Genomic DNA, 17,905 nt, shown 5'->3' on the forward strand with positions numbered 1-17,905 from the left:
CGTTCAACTGACGGAGTCGAGGCTACCTGATTTGTTGCGTTTCCGTTATTCAACCGTGATCTAGAAGGGCAGTTTGGGGCATATGCACTGTTCTTTCGTGATTTTTCGGTTACAGAGCGGGCATGCCGGGCAGGCCCGGGAAGAACGGCACGAATGCCGGAGCCGGGGCCGGAGCGGGCTCCGGTGCGGGTGCCGGTGCCGGTGCGGGCTCCGGAGAGGGGGCGGCGGGTGGAGAGGATTCCGCGGGAGCCGCGTCGGTGGTGGCGGGTGCCGTGGCGGCCACTGCCATGCCCGGGATCGTGCACGGCAGAAGGATGCCGTCCTGCAAGGCGTCGAGGGCTGCGGGGTCCGGAAGGATCACACACATGTCGTCGGGCCAGCGCCATCCCTCGGCCGTCAGAATCGGCCACACGAGACCCCGTGATGTGAGGACGGGGAGCGGGATGATCGGACCGGGAGCTGCGTTCCGGGCGGCGTTGGGTCCCGGAGCGGGGCTGGTCGGCATGACGCCCGGCGGGATCAGTGCCTGGATCTCGGGTGAGAGTGCAGGCATGTCCGGCAGACCCGGGAAGAGGGGAGTGGTGGTCGGGGTCGGCGTCGTCGACGCTGATTCCTTGTCGCCGGCCGCCGGATCGGTAGCCGCAGCCGCGGCGAGTACGGCCGAAGCGGCGGAGTCTGCCGAGGCGGCGGCGTTGATCGCGGAGCTGCCGGTGTTGATGCCCGAGGTGTACGGCAGCTGACCGGAAGGAATGACACCGTTCTTGTATGCCGTCGACCACATGATCACGTTTGCTGCGTAAGCGGCCGAGTTGTTGTATCGCAGAACAGCTTTGGTCTCCTGGGCGACATCGCGCAGGTTGAGTCCGCCGCTGCAGAGGTACTTCGCTGCCGAGAGCGCCGCATCGAAGACGTTGTTGGGGTCCTTGATTCCGTCCCCGTTGCCGTCGCTGGCATATCCGGCCCAGGTGGCCGGAATGAACTGCATCGGCCCGACGGCGCGGTCGTGAGTGGGGTCGCCGTCGATCGCGCCCTTGTCGGTGTCCCGAATGACTTCGTTGCCTGCCAGCCGTCCGTCGAGGACGGGGCCGAGGATCGGGGTGACCGTCGTACCCACCGAGGTCGTCTTGCCGCCGTTGGCGTGACCGGATTCGATGCGTCCGATGCCGGCCAGAAGATGCCAGGGGATTCCGCATCCCGGTGCCTCGGTCATCATCACCAGCTCCGCGGAGCGGTACGCGTTCAGGACGATCTCGGGGATGCCCAGAGAGGTGAGGACGACGGCCGCAGCGTTGGGCGCTGCCGGGGCGCCGGCGACCGTATCGCTGGGCGGGGCCGATCTTTGCGTTCGGACCGTGCGGGGCGTCGGGAGGAAGTCGACAGAGTCCGGCTGCGCAATCGAGGCGGAGCCCGCCAGTGCGATCGGAACCTGTGACCCTCCGGTCGGTGCGCTTCCGGCAGTGAGGGCCGCTGGACCTGTGACGACGAGCAGTCCCCCCACCAGTGTGGATGCTGCAATCATTCCGCGTACTCGCACGATTCCCCTTTGCTGGCGCTCCCGCTCCGGAGTACCCACCGTGATATCCATATTGCTGTGACTTACGTTACATATCGGTCACGGTGCGTGCAGCAAAACTCAGCGAACGCTCAGCTAGTTGTGACTTTGTTTCGCAGTATTCGAGTCACGGTGCTTCTTCTTCGGGGTCGGTTCGCCGTCGGCAGCAAGGATCGACTTGATCTCCTCGAGCTCCCGTCGCAGGTAGTCGCGGGTGGCAACCTCGCCGACGGCGATACGCAGAGCTGCGAGTTCTCGGGCGAGGAATTCGGTATCCGCCTTGGTTTGCTCGGCGCGTGAGCGGTCCTCCTCGAGCGAGACCCGGTCGCGGTTCTCCTGACGGTTCTGGGCCAGCAGGATCAGCGGCGCCGCGTAGGCGGCCTGGGTGGAGAAGGCCAGGTTGAGCAGGATGAACGGGTACGGGTCCCACTGCAGGGCCACCGCGAACACGTTGATCAGGATCCAGACGATCACGATGATCGTCTGGATTGCGAGATAACGCCCGGTGCCGAGGAAGCGGGCGATGCGTTCACTGACGCGCCCGACAGCTTCGACGTCGAAATCGAGATTGAACCGGCGGCTTCCGCGAGGCGTTTCCAGTCGTTGCCGTGCGGTCGTGCTCGACGCCCGTTCGCTCATCGGAGTAGTTCCTCGTCGTCGGAGTAATCCTCACGCCAGTCTTCCGGCAGGAGGTGATCGAGCACGTCGTCGACCGTCACGGCCCCGATCAGGTGGTTCTCGTCGTCCACGACCGGCCCGCATACCAAGTTGTACGTCGCGAAATATCGGGTGACCGACGCCAACGAGTCGTCCGGGGCCAACCGGGGCATGTCGGTGTCGAGTAGTCCGCCTACCAGGCTGGCGGGAGGCTCGCGGAGAAGCTTTTGCAAGTGGACGCAGCCGAGATACCGCCCGGTCGGAGTCGCCGTCGGCGGACGTACGACGAAGACCATGCTCGACAGCGCCGGGGTCACGTCGTAGTTGCGGGCGCGGGCAAGGGCCTCCGCGACCGTCGTCGAGGCCGTCAGTACCACCGGTTCGGGCGTCATCAGACCACCGGCAGTGTCCGGGGAATGCTCGAGCAGGCGTCGAACAGGTTCGGAATCCTGCGGGTCCATCAACTGAAGCAGTGACTCGGCCTCGGTTTCGGGCAGCTCGCCCAACAGGTCGGCGGCGTCGTCGGGATCCATCGCTTCGAGTAGATCGGCGGCGCGTTCGACTTCCAGGTGCATCAGCAGATCGGTCTGGTCGTCCGCCGGCAGTTCCTGCACGACGTCGGCGAGGCGTTCGTCGTCGAGCGCCACGGCCAGTTCGTGGCGGCGCTTCTCCGGCAGTTCGCGCATGGCGTTGGCCACATCGGCGGGTCGCATGCCTTCGTACTGGAGAAGCAGGTGAGCTACGCCCTGGCCGGGGAGTGAGAGGTCGCTCTGGGTGAGGCCGGCGACGTGCTGCCAGTCGACGATGTGAATCGCCGCGCGTCGACCGAGGCGTCCGCGATGGCCGCGAACCGCGACCTTGGAGACCACCCAGTCTCGCGTCCGCGTCGATTCGATTCCGAGATCGACGACTATCGTGTCGACGCCGTGAAGCTCCTCGAGTTCCGGGTCGTCCACGCGCACATGCGAATCGAGTACCTGCGCCAGAGCGAGCACTTCGCCCGGGCGCTGGTTGAAGCGCCGCAGACTGACGTTACCGGTGGTGAGGGTGACTGCACTCGGTTCGATTGCTGTCACACGCAACATCGGAACGAAAATGCGTTTGCGCGTGAACATTTCGATCACCAGACCGAGAACGCGGGGTTGCTGGCGTCCGATGCGGACCGTGATGACGACGTCGCGCACACGACCGATCGATTCGCCGTCCGGGCCGAGTACAACCAGGCCGGCAAGCCTGGCTGCAAATACCTTGCCTGCTGCTGCCATGATTGCAAGGCTAATTCGTCCAGCGTCAAAATCTGCAACGGCGCCACCGAAAATCGAGAAGGGCAGTCCGCAATGACTTCACGCAACCGTTCCCGTCGATCGGTATTGGCAGTTCCCGGCAGCAGTCGGAAGATGATCGACAAGGCGAAGGGATTGCCCGCCGACGAGATCTTTCTCGACCTCGAAGATGCGGTGGCGCCGCTGGCGAAGCAGGCGGCCAGGGAGTCGATCGGCGACGCGTTGGCCGAGGACGGGTGGGGCAAACAGGTCAAGGTCGTCCGGGTCAACGACTGGACCACCGAATGGACGTATGCCGACGTCGTGGAGGTGGTGGGCCGCGCCGGAGCGCATCTGGACGCCATTCTGCTGCCCAAGGTTCCCGATGCGAGTCACGTCCAGGCGCTCGATTTGTTGTTGACGCAGGTCGAGAAGGCCAACGGTCTCGAGGTCGGCAGGATCGGGATCGAACCGCAGATCGAGAACGCGATCGGCTTGACCAACATCGACGCGATCGCCACCGCGAGTCCCCGCGTCGAGGCGCTCGTGTTCGGCCCGGCCGACTTCATGGCGAGCTTGAACATGCGAACTCTGGTCGTCGGTGAGCAACCGGACGGCTACGACCGCGGTGACGCGTATCACCACATCCTGATGACCATCTTGATGGCCGCGCGGGCGCACGGCGTCCAGGCCATCGACGGGCCGTACCTGCAGATCCGCGACGTCGAGGCTTTCACTCGGTCGGCTGCGCGAACGGCAGCGCTCGGTTTCGACGGCAAGTGGGTTCTGCACCCCACGCAGATCGAGGCGGCCAACGAGGTGTTCAGTCCGCGCCAATCCGACTACGACCGTGCGGAACTCATCTTGGACGCGTACGCGTTCCACACCTCGGCTGCCGGGGGAGGGCGGGGCGCCGTCATGCTCGGCGACGAGATGATCGACGAGGCGAGTCGCAAGATGGCACTGGTGATTTCGGCCAAGGGCCGCGCCGCGGGGATGACGCGCACCTCGGAATTCACGCCGCCCGAACACGCCTGACGCTCGCATAGCCGAACGAATCAGGTCTGTAAAGGGCACAATAGGGGGTAGATGTACTTGCGTCATCCGCGTGGATGACGTGCCCGAAAAGAGGAGCGCAGCCAGCCATGTCCAATCCGCTCGGTCAATCGTCGAATGGGTCGCGCCGTGGAGCGTTGCCGACACCGCCTTCGGGATGGCCCATCGGGTCGTACCCCACCTACGCCGAGGCGCAGCGCGCAGTCGATTACCTCTCCGATCAGGAATTCCCGGTTCAGGACGTCACGATCGTCGGCGTGAACCTGATGCAGGTCGAGCGAGTTCTCGGTCGGTTGACGTGGGCCAAGGTGATCGGTGGCGGCATCGTCTCCGGTGCTTGGCTCGGTGTCTTCTTCGGCCTGGTGCTCGGAATCGTCACCGGTGGTTTCTTCGCTCCGCTGATCGCGGGCATCGTGGGCGGCATCATCTTCGGTGTCATCTCCACGACGATTCCGTACGCCGCGACGCGTGGGCAGCGGGACTTCGCCTCGACGATGCAGTTGGTCGCCGGACGTTACGACGTACTGTGTGAGCCCAAGACGGCGGAGTCGGCGCGCGACCTGCTCGCCAAGCTCGCCATCTGACATTCTCGCTCGGGCTGCCAACTTGTGTGATCTCGGTTACTTTATGTACACGCGGGCGAGGTAGTACTCGCTTCCCGTGACCGTTTGCCGGACAAGGAAATAGGTCCCTTCTCCGGCAAAAGTGCCGATGTGTGGTGCGTCGGCCAGCCGTAACGACTGCGCCGTCTCGCCGCCCGAGGAGGACGGCTGTGCAGAACAAGAGATCGCGGGCGGGACAGAAGAAGAAATTGCGGGCGGGGCTGCTCGGCGCGGCAACATTGTTGTTGGCGCCCTTGCTCAGTGCGTGCGGATCGGACAATGACGACGGCGTGGTGCTGTCCTTCTACACCGCTGCCGACGGCGCCGAGCAGTATGCGGAGGCCGCCGCCAATTGTTCGGCGGCGTCGAACGGCGCGTACCGGGTCGAGCAGAAAACTCTGCCCAAGGGTGCCGACGACCAGCGACTTCAGTTGGCCCGGCGTCTGACCGGCAACGACAAGTCACTCGATCTGATGACGCTCGACGTGGTGTGGACTGCCGAATTCGCCGAAGCGGGATGGGCATTGCCGCTTCCTGACGACGTGGCGGCCGAGGTCAGCAACGGGACGCTCGAGGGTCCGCTGGAGTCGGCGAAGTGGCAGGACCAACTCTATGCGGCGCCATTGAACACCAACACCCAATTGCTCTGGTATCGAAAGGATTTGATGCCGGACGGGCAACCACCCCAGACCTGGGATCAGATGATCGACATCTCCGAAGGCCTGGCCGCGGAGGGGCGCCCCAGCTGGATCGGTGTGCAGGGCAAGCAGTACGAAGGATTGATGGTCTGGTTCAACACCCTTCTCGCCAGTGCCGGCGGATCGGTGGTGGGGCCGGACGGAACAACCGTGACGGTGGCCGACGGTGATGCTGCCCAGCAGGCGCTGACCGTCATGAAGCGCGTCGCTACCGCCAAGGGTGCGGATCCCTCGATCTCGCAGGGGGATGAAGCGTCGTCGCGACTGGGTATGGAGAGCGGCAAATCTGCCTTCCAGGTCAACTGGCCGTTCGTGCTGCCCGGCATCATGGAGAACGCCGAGAAGGGCGATCTGCCGTACATCGACGACAAGGGCAACGTCACCAGTGAGAACACCGGAAACACGGTGCTCACGGTGAACGGAGAACGGAATTTCCTTGCCGCTCCGTATCCCTCGGTGATCGAGGGTAAGCCGGCCGAGGTCACGATCGGCGGCTTCAACGTGGCGGTGGCCAAGACCAGCCAGCATCCGGACCTCGCTTTCGATGCGCTGACCTGTCTGCGTAACGAGGAGAATCAGCGCAACAACGCGGTAGCCGGTGGCGTTCCGCCGACTCTCGAGAGCCTGTACGACGACCCGGCGTTCCAGGAGGCGTACCCGGCGTGGCGTGAGGTTCGCGACAGCCTGGACACCGCTTCGGTTCGGCCGGTTTCTCCTGCCTATCAGAGTATTTCGACGCTCATCACTGCCACGCTGAACCCTGTGGGAAACATCGATCCGGAATCGACCGTGAACGATCTTGCCGAGCAGGTACGCAAGGCAGTCAATTCCGAGGGGCTGATTCCGTGACGATCGACAGCGAAAATTCGGGAGCTGCACCAACAGTCGCGACGCCATCGCCGGAGCCGAAGCACTCCGCGAAGTCGAAGATGTCCGACGGAAAGGCGGCTGAGCGTCGACTCGGTCTCTGGCTGGTGGCCCCGGCCGCGATTCTCATGATCGCGGTGACCGCGTATCCGGTGGTCTACGCCGTTTGGCTGAGTTTGCAGCGCTACGACCTGCGCTTCCCGGATCAACGAAAGTTCGTGTGGTTCGACAACTACGTGTCGGTGCTGACCGACGGTTACTGGTGGCAAGCGTTCGCGGTGACGACGTCGATCACGGTTGTCTCGGTCGTCATCGAGTTCGTTCTCGGACTGACCATCGCACTGGTGATGCACCGAACGATCGTGGGTAAGGGGCTCGTCCGCACCGTTGTGCTCATCCCGTACGGCATCGTCACCGTCGCGGCGGCATACAGCTGGTACTACGCGTGGACGCCGGGGACCGGCTACCTCGCCAATCTCCTGCCCGACGGCAGTGCGCCGCTCACCGACCAGATCCCGTCGCTCGCGATCATCGTCCTTGCCGAGGTCTGGAAGACGACGCCGTTCATGGCGCTGCTCCTGCTCGCCGGCCTGGCGCTCGTGCCCGACGACCTCCTCAAGGCGGCTCAGGTGGACGGCGCCGGTGCGTGGACCCGGTTGGTACGCATCATCCTTCCGCTGATGAAGCCCGCCATCCTCGTCGCTCTGCTGTTCCGCACACTCGACGCGTTCCGCATCTTCGACAACATCTACGTGCTGACGAAGGGAGCGAACGACACCGGGTCGGTGTCGATTCTGGGTTACGACAATCTGTTCAAGGCATTCAACTTGGGCATCGGATCCGCGATCAGCGTGTTGATCTTCGTGTGTGTGGCCGTGATCGCGTTCATCTTCATCAAACTTTTCGGTGCTTCGGCTCCCGGATCCGATACGGAAGGACGCTGACATGACCGTTACTCCCAGACTCAAGATCAGCTGGTCCGTCGTCAACCTTCTGGTCTTGCTGTACGCGTTGGTTCCCGTCCTGTGGATTGCGAGCCTGTCCTTCAAGCCCGCCGGAACCATCAAGGACGGCAAGTTGATTCCGGAGAAGTGGACCCTGGACAACTACCGAGGAATCTTCGACACCAGCGCCTTCACCAGTGCTCTGATCAACTCCATCGGCATCGGACTCATCTCGACGGTCATCGCCGTGGTGATCGGAACCATGGCTGCTTACGCGATTGCGCGCCTGGATTTTCCGGGCAAGAAGCTGCTGGTGGCTGTTGCCCTGCTGATCGCGATGTTCCCGCAGATTTCATTGGTGAGCCCGCTGTTCGACATCGAACGACGGCTCGGACTCTTCGACACCTGGGCCGGACTCATCCTGCCGTACATCACCTTTGCGTTGCCGTTGGCGATCTACACGCTCTCCGCGTTCTTCAAAGAGATTCCTTGGGAACTCGAAAAGGCGGCTCAGATGGACGGCGCGACGCCGGGGCAGGCGTTCCGGAAGGTGGTGGCTCCGCTCGCCGCGCCCGGCATCGTCACGGCGGGCATTCTGGTGTTCATCTTCTGCTGGAACGATCTGTTGTTCGCGATCTCGCTGACGTCGACCGAACGCTCCATCACCGCCCCTGCGGCCATCGCAAACTTCACCGGCGCTTCACAATTCGAGGAGCCCACCGGGTCGATCGCCGCGGCCGCAATGGTCATCACCATTCCGATCATCATCTTTGTTCTGTTCTTCCAACGTCGTATCGTGGCCGGGCTTACTTCCGGCGCAGTGAAGGGATAAGCCTGTGGCCGAGATCGTGCTGGACAAGGTGACCAAGCTGTACCCGGACGGAGCCAAGGCGGTCAGTGATGTCGACATCACCATCGCCGACGGAGAATTCATCATTCTCGTGGGCCCGTCCGGTTGTGGAAAATCCACGACTCTCAACATGATTGCCGGGCTGGAAGACATTTCGACCGGTGAGTTGCGGATCGCGGGTGAACGCGTCAACGAACGCGCCCCCAAGGACCGCGACATCGCGATGGTGTTCCAGTCGTATGCGCTGTATCCGCACATGACGGTGCGTCAGAACATCGCTTTCCCACTGACATTGGCGAAGATGTCCAAGGACGAGATCAACGCCAAGGTCGACGACGCAGCGCGGGTGCTCGACCTCACCCAGCATCTCGATCGCAAACCGGCGAACCTGTCGGGCGGTCAGCGTCAGCGTGTCGCGATGGGACGCGCAATCGTGCGCAGCCCGAAGGCGTTTCTCATGGACGAGCCGCTATCGAACCTGGACGCCAAACTGCGCGTGCAGATGAGGACGGAGATCGCCCGTCTGCAGCAGCGACTCGGTACGACAACGATTTACGTGACCCACGACCAGACCGAGGCGATGACGCTCGGCGATCGGGTAGTCGTGCTGCGCGGCGGAATCGTGCAACAGATCGGTGCGCCGCAGGAACTCTACGATCGTCCGAACAATCTGTTCGTGGCGGGATTCATCGGGTCCCCGTCCATGAACTTCTTCCCCGGACAGTTGACGGCCGACGGTGTGAGCACGCCGATCGGCGATGTTCGCCTGCCAGCGGCGGCGCAGTCGAAGATCTCGGGCAGCGGTTCGGGCAAGGACGTGGTGGTCGGTATCAGACCGGAGCATTTCGAGGACGTGGCGCTGGTCGATGCAGCGCAGAAGCCGCACGGCGGTACGTTCACCGTCGACGTCGACGTGCTGGAATCGATGGGTTCGGACAAGTACGCGTATTTCCTCGCTGGTGGCCCCGCCGTCAACTCTCGTGAACTCGAGGAACTCGCTGCCGATTCGGGAACGGCCGTCGCTGGTGGCGGTCAACTGGTTGCCAGGCTCTCGTCCGAGTCCACGGTGGCCCAGGGCAGGTCTGTCGATCTCTGGTTCGATCCCGCCAAGATCGCAGTGTTCGACGGCGGTACGGGAGCCAATCTGCTGCTGTGACCTTTACCCGGGCAAGGTGACCGAATACGTCGCGCCCCAGGGGAGCGGTACCTGTTCGGGGCCGGGCGCTGCGTCGGCCGGTTCGGGTAGGGGGACCAGGCGGCCGAATTGTTCGTGATGGGTGGAGGCCGGGGCGGCTTGCGCTGTCCCGGCGACCACGGCGATCGGCGCCGCTGCCAGGGCGCCGGCGACGGCAAATCGAGTGGCGATGCGGCGCTTGCTTGCTCGGGTCGAGATCATGAGCACTCCTGCGTGGTTTCGAGGTTCGGTGAATGCTGTGCCATTCACGGTATTGCGGGTTGATTGTGAAATCTCGTGTGCGAAGCTCATTCACAGGGAACTGGGATGGGCGGCACAGGAGGACAGATGAACGAATCCTCGGTACGAACCGAGCACCTGCCCGGTGGCCCGGACCTCGAGCGGATCATGCGCGAACACGCCTACCGCGGTGCGTACCTCCAACTGACGGTGCGCGGCGCTCTGGTGCTGTTCATCGCCCTGACACTGATTTTCGTCCCGCCGATGAACGACGCGGGATGGTGTTTCGCGATTCTGGGCACCTATGCCCTCTGGTCGGCAGCCGTGGCGCTGTGGATCCGCAAGGGCGGCACCGGCCCGGTGACGATGATCTGGCTCGGCTTGTTCGTCGACCTCGCCGTGCTCGCAACTCTGACATTGCTGACCGGTCTCGCAGCCGAGCAGAGTTGGACCGCCGACATCTTGAGCAACGGGCTCTTCGTCATTCCGGTTCTTGCGTGTACGCAACTGCGGACGGACGTGTGTGTCGGCGTCGTTGCCTGCACGATCGGGGTGTTCTTCGTTTCCAGTTGGGCAACGATGACTTCGAACTCCGAGCCGTGGCCGTCGATCCTGCTGAGCACCATGGCCTTGGCCGGAGTGGGCGCGGGCGCAATCGGATTGACTCGGATTCAAAGATCACGCGTCCTGACCATCGGACAACTCGTCGGGCATCGCACCAGCCTTCTTGCCGAGCTCATGGGGCTCGAGCAGCGTGAGCGCACGGAACTGTCGGAGCAATTACACGACGGGGCGCTGCAGTACGTCCTCGCGGCGCGGATGGATCTCGACGAATTGGCAGACAGCGCGGAGCCTGTCGCCCTGGCGCGAGCCGCGAAAGCGCTCGGTGAAGCGACAACGCTGTTGAGATCCTCCGTCTCGGAGTTGCATCCCACTGTCCTTGTTCACGTGGGTCTTGCCCGCGCAATCGGGGACCTCGCGCGATCGGCGCAGGGACGCGGCGGAGTAGTGGTCGACGTCGACACTTCGGGCTGGAACGACGATCTGCGCACGTCCGCGGACGACGTCCTGTTCGGCGCCGCACGAGAGCTGCTGGCCAACGTCGTCAAACATGCCGGTGCGCACAATGTTCGGATCGAGCTCGCACGACTGGACCACCGTGCGGTGCTGGTGGTCTCGGACGACGGCCGGGGGATCAGCGCCGATCGGATTGCCGAACGACGGGCCGCCGGCCACATAGGGCTGCTCTCGCACGAGTTGCGGGTGGTTGCCGCGGGTGGCTCGTTCTCGGTCGGGCCGGGTGAAGAGTCCGGAACCCTCGCGCGAGTCGAGATACCGTTCCAGATCGTCACCGAATCCGACCACGAGCGCTGAGGAGTTGTCGATGGCTGCACTGATCACCGATCGCGAGCTCAACCTGTCGACTCTGGCGCGGCAGTTCCTGCTGCGGAGGGCCGATGTCAGCGCCTTGGATGCGATCGAGCACCTGGCGGGTCTGCAAGCACAGGCGCCGACGCCTCCCTATCTGGCACTGTGGGCGCGGCTGAAGAACTTTGCGGCAGAAGACCTCTCCACCCTTGTGGAGAAGCGCCAGGTGGTGCGGCTGGTTGCCATGCGGGGCACGGTTTTTGCTCTCTCGGCCGCGGATGCGGGCCCCTTCCGGGCGACGGTCCAGACGATCATGGAACGCGATCTCCACACCAACAGCACACAGCGTGCGGCGCTCACCGGGTTGGATCTCGACGCTCTGGCGCAGGCGGGACGGGACCTCGTAGCGGACGGGCCGCTCACCCAAATGCAGATGAGGCCTCTACTGGCGGAGCGCTTTCCCGGCCACGCGCCAGAGGGGTTGGCACACGGAGTTCGCGGACTGTTGCCGATGGTGCAGGTTCCACCGCGAGGGTTGTGGGGCCAATCCGGCGCACCGGCGCTGACGACGTTGGAGAATTGGCTGGGCGCAGAAGTGGATTCGATTCCGGTGCCCGACACACTGGTGCTGCGTTACCTGGCCGCGTTCGGGCCCGCGAGTGTGAAGGACGCCCAGGCGTGGTCGGGTCTGACCAGACTCGCCGAAGTCTTCGAGAGGCTACGTCCCGGCCTGATCAACTTTGTCAACGCGAAAGGGGCCGAGGTGTTCGACCTGCCGGATGCGCCACGACCGAACTCCGGAACACCGCCGGTCAGAATCCTTGCTCCGTTCGACAACATCCTGCTCTCGCACGCCGACCGCTCGCGAATCATGGACGAGCAGTATCGAACTCGCGTCTTCACCGTCAACGGCATCATCAAGCCCGCCATCCTGGTGCGCGGAAAGGTGGTGGGATTCGCGACGGTGACGCCGGCCAAGGAGGCGATCGAGTTGAGCGCGACTCTGTTTGCGCAGCAACCGAAAACCGCGCTCGCGTCCATCGAGAAGGAAGCGCGTTTGTTGCTGAAGTTCATGCACCCGAAGATCCCGAACCGCGAGGTGCGGTTCACTGTACCTACGTAGCAGGCTTGTGCTTTCGCGGTGCTCGATCACGTAGTTCGGCCACGATCTCGTCGTTCCACATGTGACGCCGCACCAGTCGGTACCGCTCCCGGGCGATCCACAAGTAGGCCTCGGCGTCCGTGTGCTCGGGCAACATGTCGGCGCCCCTCAGCATTCGCACGACCGGGAGAAACTCCTCGCCGAACCAGCGCCGGGCGACCGTGTCTCGGCCGAGGAACTCGCCCTTTTCCTGCATGAGCCGAAAACCCCACGCCTCCACGCACTCACTGAGTTCGGCGTACTCCCACGGGTCGGTGACCTGGACAGCTTCGCGTTGTGAACCCTGCAGCGGAACGCGAGTGAGGAAGAGTCGGCGATGGTCCTTGATGAGCAGATCGGCGCGCTGAGTGATGCCTTCCGGCGAGATACGCGTGATGATCTCGGTGACGTATGCGTCGATTGTCTTCTGGTGCATCGCACACGCAATGGACACTCGGTGGTGTCCGTCGATCACGAAATGCATGGAGCCGACGCGATACAACTGAACAGGTGGTACCGATTCGCCGCGTCGTTGCGCCACCGCAAGTCGCTCCCAACGAGCGCGCGAATGAGTGGACGTCGGACGGAAGTACCTGTCGAAATCACCTGTGCGGTCGACACTTCCGACTATCGATTCGATGGTGACGACCTGTAGACCCAGAGACTTCTCACCAACCTTGCCGAGCGCTGCGACAACCTCGTCGAACGGCAGGATCGCGTTGACGTCGTCCGGTTCGCGTCGTAGCCAACTGACCAGACGGGCAACGTCGGCGCGTCGACGCTGACGAGCGAAGTCGTTTTCCGCGTCGGCTGTGGGAAATCCGGTGTCACGAGCCATGTCGGCGCCTCACGATCGTCGGCGGAGTACCTGGGGAAATCTCCATCAGCGTGAAGCCGACGGTATTGAGCACGATAGTCCGGCCTACCTCCAGATCGAGAGGGGTTCGCCCGTGCGGGTGGATGTGTCCGTGAATCATGACCGTCGGATCGAGGGTGCGGATCAAGGGGGTGAAGCATTCGAACCCACGATGTGGCCGATCCTCGGCGTCGCCGACACCGCGGGCGGGGCTGTGGGTGAGCAGCACATCCACGCCCGCCCGGCCGCCGGGAAGCCTCGATTGCCAGGCGTTTCGCCAGGTGAGCGAGCGGGCGCGTCGGCTCTGCTGGCGCTCGGACCACTGATTGGGACCCGTGTTGTATCGGATGGAACCACCGAGGCCCGCGATCCGCAGACCGGCGACGGTCACGATGCGTCCGTCGGCGTTGACTGCTCCGGTCGGGCCGGGCCACTGCGCCGGCATACCTGCCCGCATCCAACCGGATCTCTTGTTCGAATATCCGGACAGATCGACGTCGTGGTTTCCGGGAACGAACACGCACGGCGCATTCAGCTGATCGGACAGGTACTCCAGATACGCAAACGGCAGATCGCCCGCGCCCAGGATCACGTCGACTCCGAGTGAACGAACTTGACTGCTCCACAGGAATTCGACGGTCTCGTCGCTGACAGCGAGAACGGAGACCATTTCGACGACGCTACCGCCACCGCGAGGTATCTGCGCTGCGAACCTCGCGGGCACGGTGTTTAGATGGACGAGTGTCAGACAGCGTCGTATCTTCCGTCCGGGCCCATCTCGTCAGCAGCATCGAGGGGCCGGACCCCACCGCGGCCTCAGTGACGTTCCTCGGTGTCGAACCGCTGGACGTGCTGCGTTTCGAATCACCCGACGGACTGGTCCGCTACGTCACACTGGGGTGCTCGCGTCATCCGATGGGCGACCCCAACGAACTGGTCGCAGACCCCACACGCGGTCCTCGCGCCGAGTTGGTGCTCACCCTGCGCGGTGGCACGGGTGTCGCGTCGGGTGTGGCCAGGACGCTCGCGGTCCTGGCTGCGGCGCCGTCCGTCGAAGGCGTCGTGCTGCTCGAGGACGCACTGTTGGACCTGGGCGAGCCGCTGTGGAAGGACACTGCGTTCACGGCGGTGCTTCTCGGTGACAGCGGGATCGCCGACCTGACGCTGCCGGAGCCGTTCGATCCGGTGCGCTTCCTCGGCGTGGTCCCCCTGACCGGTACCGAAGCCGCCTGGGTGCGTCTGCGCGGCGCGGAGGCGCTGCGGGAAGCGTGGGCCGAGGCGGGGATCGACATTCGCGATCCGCACCGTTCCGCTGCCTCGCTCTAGCTGCGCCGGCGCTTTGTCCGTCAGATCATTCGGCGTGCACGAGGATGTCCGCCAAGTTCTCGAGACTTACCCGAACCGTCCGTGAAAATGCTTTCGTGACGATCGGGTCGGCCATCTTGCCGAATACTCCTCCCAGGCCGCTTTCGCTGTCGAGTCGGTAGGTGACCCGAGTGCCGTCACCGACTTCTTCGCAGGTCGTGGTCTGCGAGAAGCTGACCGGACTTTCGACGGACGTCGATTTCGACGATCTCGGTGGGTCGTACTCGGTGAATTCGGATGTCCACTCGAGACGCTTGCCCAGAATTCGCGAGACGCCGTGCCAGCGGCTTCCCACGCCCATCGGGCCGTCGGTGATCTGTTTGCATTCGACCATCGAGTTTTCCCAATTGGGCCAATTCTCGGCGACGGACATGTACTCCCAGACGTCTTTGGGTGGCAACGCGATCTCCACGGATTGCTCGACTGTAGGCATGGTTGTTCCTCCACTTCTCCTTGGATCTGAATTTGCTTGTCGCAAAATGGATTTCGGGAACGGAATGAAAATGCGTACCCATATCCATTGTCCGCCTGCGACGGTGGCAAGTACAGGGAGTCAGAAGGAGTTGTTCACAGCCAGTTGTTGCGACGGAAGAGAAAGAACAAGCCGACACACACCGACGCGATGAGGAACAGGATGGACTGATAGCCGTACTTGTAACCGAGTTCCGGCATGTTCTCGAAGTTCATCCCGTAGATACCGGCAACGCCGGTCGGCACGGCGGCGATAGCGACCCACGCGGAGATCTTGCGCATGTCGGTGTTTTGCTGCACCGCGATCTTCGCGAGTGCGGCGTCGACCAGCGAACTCAACACCTCGTCGTATTCCGAGATACGTTCGGCCACGATCGTGTGGTGATCTCGTACGTCACGGAAGTATCGCCGGATCTCCTTCGGGACGAGGCCGCCCGCGGGCTGGGTCAGCTGGAGCAGTGGCAATCCGAGTGGAGTGACCGAGCGTCGTAGTTCGACGATTTCACGTTTGAGCAGGTAGATGTGCTCGACGGCAACGGTGTTCCGCGGGTTGAACACCAACTCTTCCATGCTGTCGACGTCCTGTTCGACGAGTTGGATGACAGAGAGATAGCTGTCTACGACGTGGTCGGTGATCGCGTGCAACACCGCGAACGGGCCCATGGTGAGGCGCTCGGGGTTCTGCTCGAGTGACTTGCGCACGCTTGCCAGTTCGGAGTGATCCCCGTGCCGGACGGTCACCACGAAGTCGGGGCCGACGAACACCATGATCTCGCCGGTTTCGACGATCTCGCTCGCCGTCGCGACGGACTCGTGCGGCACGTAGACGACCGTGCGCAGCACCAGGAACATGACGTCGTCGTAGCGTTCGAGTTTCGGGCGCTCGTGTGCATGGACGGCATCCTCGACCATCAGCTCGTGGAGTCCGAAAGTTGCTGCGACATCTTGCATCTGACCTTCGTCGGGAGCGTGCATGCCCACCCAGACGAACGCGTTGTCGCGACTACGAACCTCGGCCAACGCGGCGCGGTGCGTGTACTTGCCCGGCAACCGCACGCCATCCACGTAGACCGCGCAGTCGACGATCGCGCGGGCAGCCGGAACGGGGATCTTGGGCGCATCGGCTTGCGTCGATTTGCCGTTCGACCAATTCGGCAGTGACGGCATGGTTGGCACGCTCGCTCCTTCTCGGTCTGTAATGCAGTGGAACGGCAGTGGAACGGCACTACAGCGACACCTGATCGAATTGCGCTGCCGCTGCGGCGTAATCGTACGTCAGCTTCCGGCTCGCCCACCGGAGCGCGATGAAGTTGCCGATTGCTGACACACTGGAACAGTGCGAATAGACCTTCACACCCACTCCAACGCATCGGACGGCACCGACACCCCGGCTGCCCTCATGCGCGCCGCAGCCGACGCCGGACTCGACGTCGTCGCCATCACCGATCACGACACGACTTCGGGCTGGGCCGAGGCGGCGCAGGCCTTGCCGGCCGGCGTCAGCCTGGTTCGTGGGATGGAGATGTCGTGCGAAGGTCGAGGTGAGCGTGGTTGGCCGGTCGCTGTACATCTGCTTGCGTACCTGTTCGATCCGACGCACCCCGAATTCGCAAAAGAACGTGAGCGACTGCGCGCCGAACGCGTCGAACGTATCCGGGTGATGACGACCATGATGGCGCGTGACGGTCTGCCCGTCGATCCCGATCAGATCCTCGCCGACGCCGGTCCGTCCGTCGGACGCCCGCACGTCGCAGCGGCCCTGATGCGAGCGGGAGTGGTGTCGAGCATCAGTGAGGCTTTCTCCGACCTGTTGTCCAGTCGAGGGCGATACGACGTTCCCAAGTACGACACTCCGCTCGAGTACGCCGTCGAACTGGTGGCAGCGGCCGGGGGAGTAACTGTCCTTGCGCATGGACGGGCGCGTTCGCGCGGCGGATTGCTTGCGCTCGACCACATCCGTGATCTGGCCGAGCTGGGTCTCGGGGGTCTCGAAGTCGATCACCCGGACCATCGCAGCGACGATCGTGACGTCCTGCGCCGACTGGCCGTCGATCTCGGCTTGGCAGTCACCGGATCCTCTGACTACCACGGCGAGAACAAGACGATCGGACTCGGCGACGAGCTCACGGACGAAGCCGAGTTCGACAAACTCGTCTCGGCTGCCACCGGCGTGGAGGTACTGGGGCGCTGATGCTCGACACCACGCTCTACCTCACCGTGTTCATCACGCTGTTCGTGATCATGGACCCGCCCGGAGTCATCCCGGTGTTCTTGTCACTCGTCGGACGTAAAAGCCGTGAAGATCGCAATCGAGCGGCATGGCAGGCCCCCGCCGTCTCCCTGGCGGTCATCTCGGTCTTTGCCATCGGCGGTCAGGCGATCCTCAACTACCTCCACATCGGCATTCCGGCGTTGCAGGGCGCCGGCGGACTACTCCTGCTTCTCATCGCACTCGAACTGCTGACCGGCAAGGCCTCCAACCGTCCGCAGGGAGCCGACGACGTCAACGTCGCACTCGTTCCTCTGGGAACGCCGATGATGGCCGGTCCCGGTGCGATTGCAGCCGTCATCGTCTTTGTCGCCCAGGCCGACGGTGAAGCGGCGTCGTATCTGGCCATCGCGTTGGCGATTCTGTCCATCCACCTCGTGCTGTTCGTGGTCCTGCGCTTCTCGACCGCACTGATCCGGATACTGGGCGAGGGTGGCATCAGTCTGCTGGCACGCATCGCCGGTCTTCTGCTCGCCGCCATCGCGGTTCAACTCATTGCGGAATCAGTCCGCGGATTCGTCGCGGGAGCGTAA

At 63.6% G+C, this 17,905-nt stretch carries 19 protein-coding genes; 11 read left to right on the forward strand and 8 right to left on the reverse strand.

The annotated features are described in order from the left end of the window. Nucleotides 1-109 precede the first annotated feature (109 nt). From QRN54_RS30570 to QRN54_RS30580, 3 genes are all read right to left on the reverse strand, one after another. Entirely contained in the window at nt 110-1,573 is a 1,464-nt protein-coding gene (locus tag QRN54_RS30570) for a lytic transglycosylase domain-containing protein (protein ID WP_225320098.1), read from the reverse strand. 75 nt (nt 1,574-1,648) lie between these two features. Beyond that, on the reverse strand, nt 1,649-2,191 hold the full coding sequence (locus QRN54_RS30575) for a DUF1003 domain-containing protein (RefSeq protein WP_003945067.1): 543 nt from the start codon (nt 2,189-2,191) through the stop codon (nt 1,649-1,651). After that, nucleotides 2,188-3,474, reverse strand: coding sequence for a magnesium transporter MgtE N-terminal domain-containing protein (locus QRN54_RS30580; RefSeq protein ID WP_003945077.1), 1,287 nt, complete (start codon nt 3,472-3,474; stop codon nt 2,188-2,190). The genes QRN54_RS30575 and QRN54_RS30580 overlap by 4 nt, the downstream gene beginning before the upstream one ends. Before the next feature lie 72 nt (nt 3,475-3,546). Here QRN54_RS30580 and QRN54_RS30585 point away from each other — a divergent pair, with 72 nt between their 5' ends. From QRN54_RS30585 to QRN54_RS30610, 6 genes are all read left to right on the forward strand, one after another. Further along, on the forward strand, nt 3,547-4,509 hold the full coding sequence (locus tag QRN54_RS30585; RefSeq protein ID WP_003945087.1) for an HpcH/HpaI aldolase/citrate lyase family protein: 963 nt from the start codon (nt 3,547-3,549) through the stop codon (nt 4,507-4,509). Nucleotides 4,510-4,616: 107 nt separating this feature from the next. After that, nucleotides 4,617-5,111, forward strand: a complete 495-nt coding sequence (locus QRN54_RS30590) for a general stress protein (RefSeq protein WP_285183849.1) — start codon at nt 4,617-4,619, stop codon at nt 5,109-5,111. Between the two features lie 227 nt (nt 5,112-5,338). After that, nucleotides 5,339-6,676 (forward strand): ABC transporter substrate-binding protein, encoded by a 1,338-nt coding sequence (locus QRN54_RS30595; RefSeq protein WP_030536939.1) that lies wholly within the window; start codon nt 5,339-5,341, stop codon nt 6,674-6,676. An 80-nt stretch (nt 6,677-6,756) separates the two neighbouring features. Further along, entirely contained in the window at nt 6,757-7,638 is an 882-nt protein-coding gene (locus QRN54_RS30600; RefSeq protein ID WP_044480569.1) for a carbohydrate ABC transporter permease, read from the forward strand. Between the two features lies 1 nt (nt 7,639). Continuing rightward, nucleotides 7,640-8,470, forward strand: coding sequence for a carbohydrate ABC transporter permease (locus QRN54_RS30605; RefSeq protein WP_285183850.1), 831 nt, complete (start codon nt 7,640-7,642; stop codon nt 8,468-8,470). A 4-nt stretch (nt 8,471-8,474) separates the two neighbouring features. Then, the gene (locus QRN54_RS30610) at nt 8,475-9,644 is read left to right on the forward strand and encodes an ABC transporter ATP-binding protein (RefSeq protein ID WP_003945069.1); all 1,170 of its coding nucleotides are present in this window, start codon (nt 8,475-8,477) and stop codon (nt 9,642-9,644) included. A 3-nt stretch (nt 9,645-9,647) separates the two neighbouring features. Here QRN54_RS30610 and QRN54_RS30615 read toward each other — a convergent pair whose 3' ends face one another. After that, nucleotides 9,648-9,884, reverse strand: a complete 237-nt coding sequence (locus tag QRN54_RS30615) for a hypothetical protein (RefSeq protein WP_007736112.1) — start codon at nt 9,882-9,884, stop codon at nt 9,648-9,650. Nucleotides 9,885-10,010: 126 nt separating this feature from the next. Here QRN54_RS30615 and QRN54_RS30620 point away from each other — a divergent pair, with 126 nt between their 5' ends. Both QRN54_RS30620 and QRN54_RS30625 read left to right on the forward strand, forming a co-directional pair. Next, on the forward strand, nt 10,011-11,276 hold the full coding sequence (locus QRN54_RS30620; protein WP_003945089.1) for a sensor histidine kinase: 1,266 nt from the start codon (nt 10,011-10,013) through the stop codon (nt 11,274-11,276). A gap of 10 nt (nt 11,277-11,286) precedes the next feature. After that, on the forward strand, nt 11,287-12,393 hold the full coding sequence (locus tag QRN54_RS30625) for a winged helix DNA-binding domain-containing protein (protein ID WP_003945076.1): 1,107 nt from the start codon (nt 11,287-11,289) through the stop codon (nt 12,391-12,393). Here QRN54_RS30625 and QRN54_RS30630 read toward each other — a convergent pair. Both QRN54_RS30630 and QRN54_RS30635 read right to left on the reverse strand, forming a co-directional pair. Then, nucleotides 12,386-13,249 (reverse strand): hypothetical protein, encoded by an 864-nt coding sequence (locus QRN54_RS30630; RefSeq protein ID WP_003945080.1) that lies wholly within the window; start codon nt 13,247-13,249, stop codon nt 12,386-12,388. The genes QRN54_RS30625 and QRN54_RS30630 overlap by 8 nt on opposite strands. Next, entirely contained in the window at nt 13,239-13,937 is a 699-nt protein-coding gene (locus QRN54_RS30635; protein WP_003945097.1) for a metallophosphoesterase family protein, read from the reverse strand. The genes QRN54_RS30630 and QRN54_RS30635 overlap by 11 nt, the downstream gene beginning before the upstream one ends. 71 nt (nt 13,938-14,008) lie before the next feature. Between QRN54_RS30635 and QRN54_RS30640 the strand changes: the two genes are divergently transcribed. After that, nucleotides 14,009-14,593: a suppressor of fused domain protein gene (locus tag QRN54_RS30640; protein ID WP_037131892.1), complete on the forward strand. Its 585-nt coding sequence runs from the start codon at nt 14,009-14,011 to the stop codon at nt 14,591-14,593. 25 nt (nt 14,594-14,618) lie between these two features. Here QRN54_RS30640 and QRN54_RS30645 read toward each other — a convergent pair whose 3' ends face one another. Further along, on the reverse strand, nt 14,619-15,065 hold the full coding sequence (locus QRN54_RS30645; RefSeq protein WP_037131905.1) for an SRPBCC family protein: 447 nt from the start codon (nt 15,063-15,065) through the stop codon (nt 14,619-14,621). Nucleotides 15,066-15,199: 134 nt separating this feature from the next. Next, entirely contained in the window at nt 15,200-16,270 is a 1,071-nt protein-coding gene (locus QRN54_RS30650) for a magnesium and cobalt transport protein CorA (protein ID WP_007736118.1), read from the reverse strand. 169 nt (nt 16,271-16,439) lie between these two features. Here QRN54_RS30650 and QRN54_RS30655 point away from each other — a divergent pair, with 169 nt between their 5' ends. Next, a complete protein-coding gene (locus tag QRN54_RS30655; protein ID WP_007736119.1) occupies nt 16,440-17,294 on the forward strand; it encodes a PHP domain-containing protein in 855 nt (284 codons plus the stop codon). Continuing rightward, the gene (locus tag QRN54_RS30660; protein WP_164490628.1) at nt 17,291-17,905 is read left to right on the forward strand and encodes a MarC family protein; all 615 of its coding nucleotides are present in this window, start codon (nt 17,291-17,293) and stop codon (nt 17,903-17,905) included. The genes QRN54_RS30655 and QRN54_RS30660 overlap by 4 nt, the downstream gene beginning before the upstream one ends.

This window comes from Rhodococcus sp. MEB032 (assembly GCF_030208925.1).
Taxonomy (GTDB): domain Bacteria; phylum Actinomycetota; class Actinomycetes; order Mycobacteriales; family Mycobacteriaceae; genus Rhodococcus_F; species Rhodococcus_F qingshengii.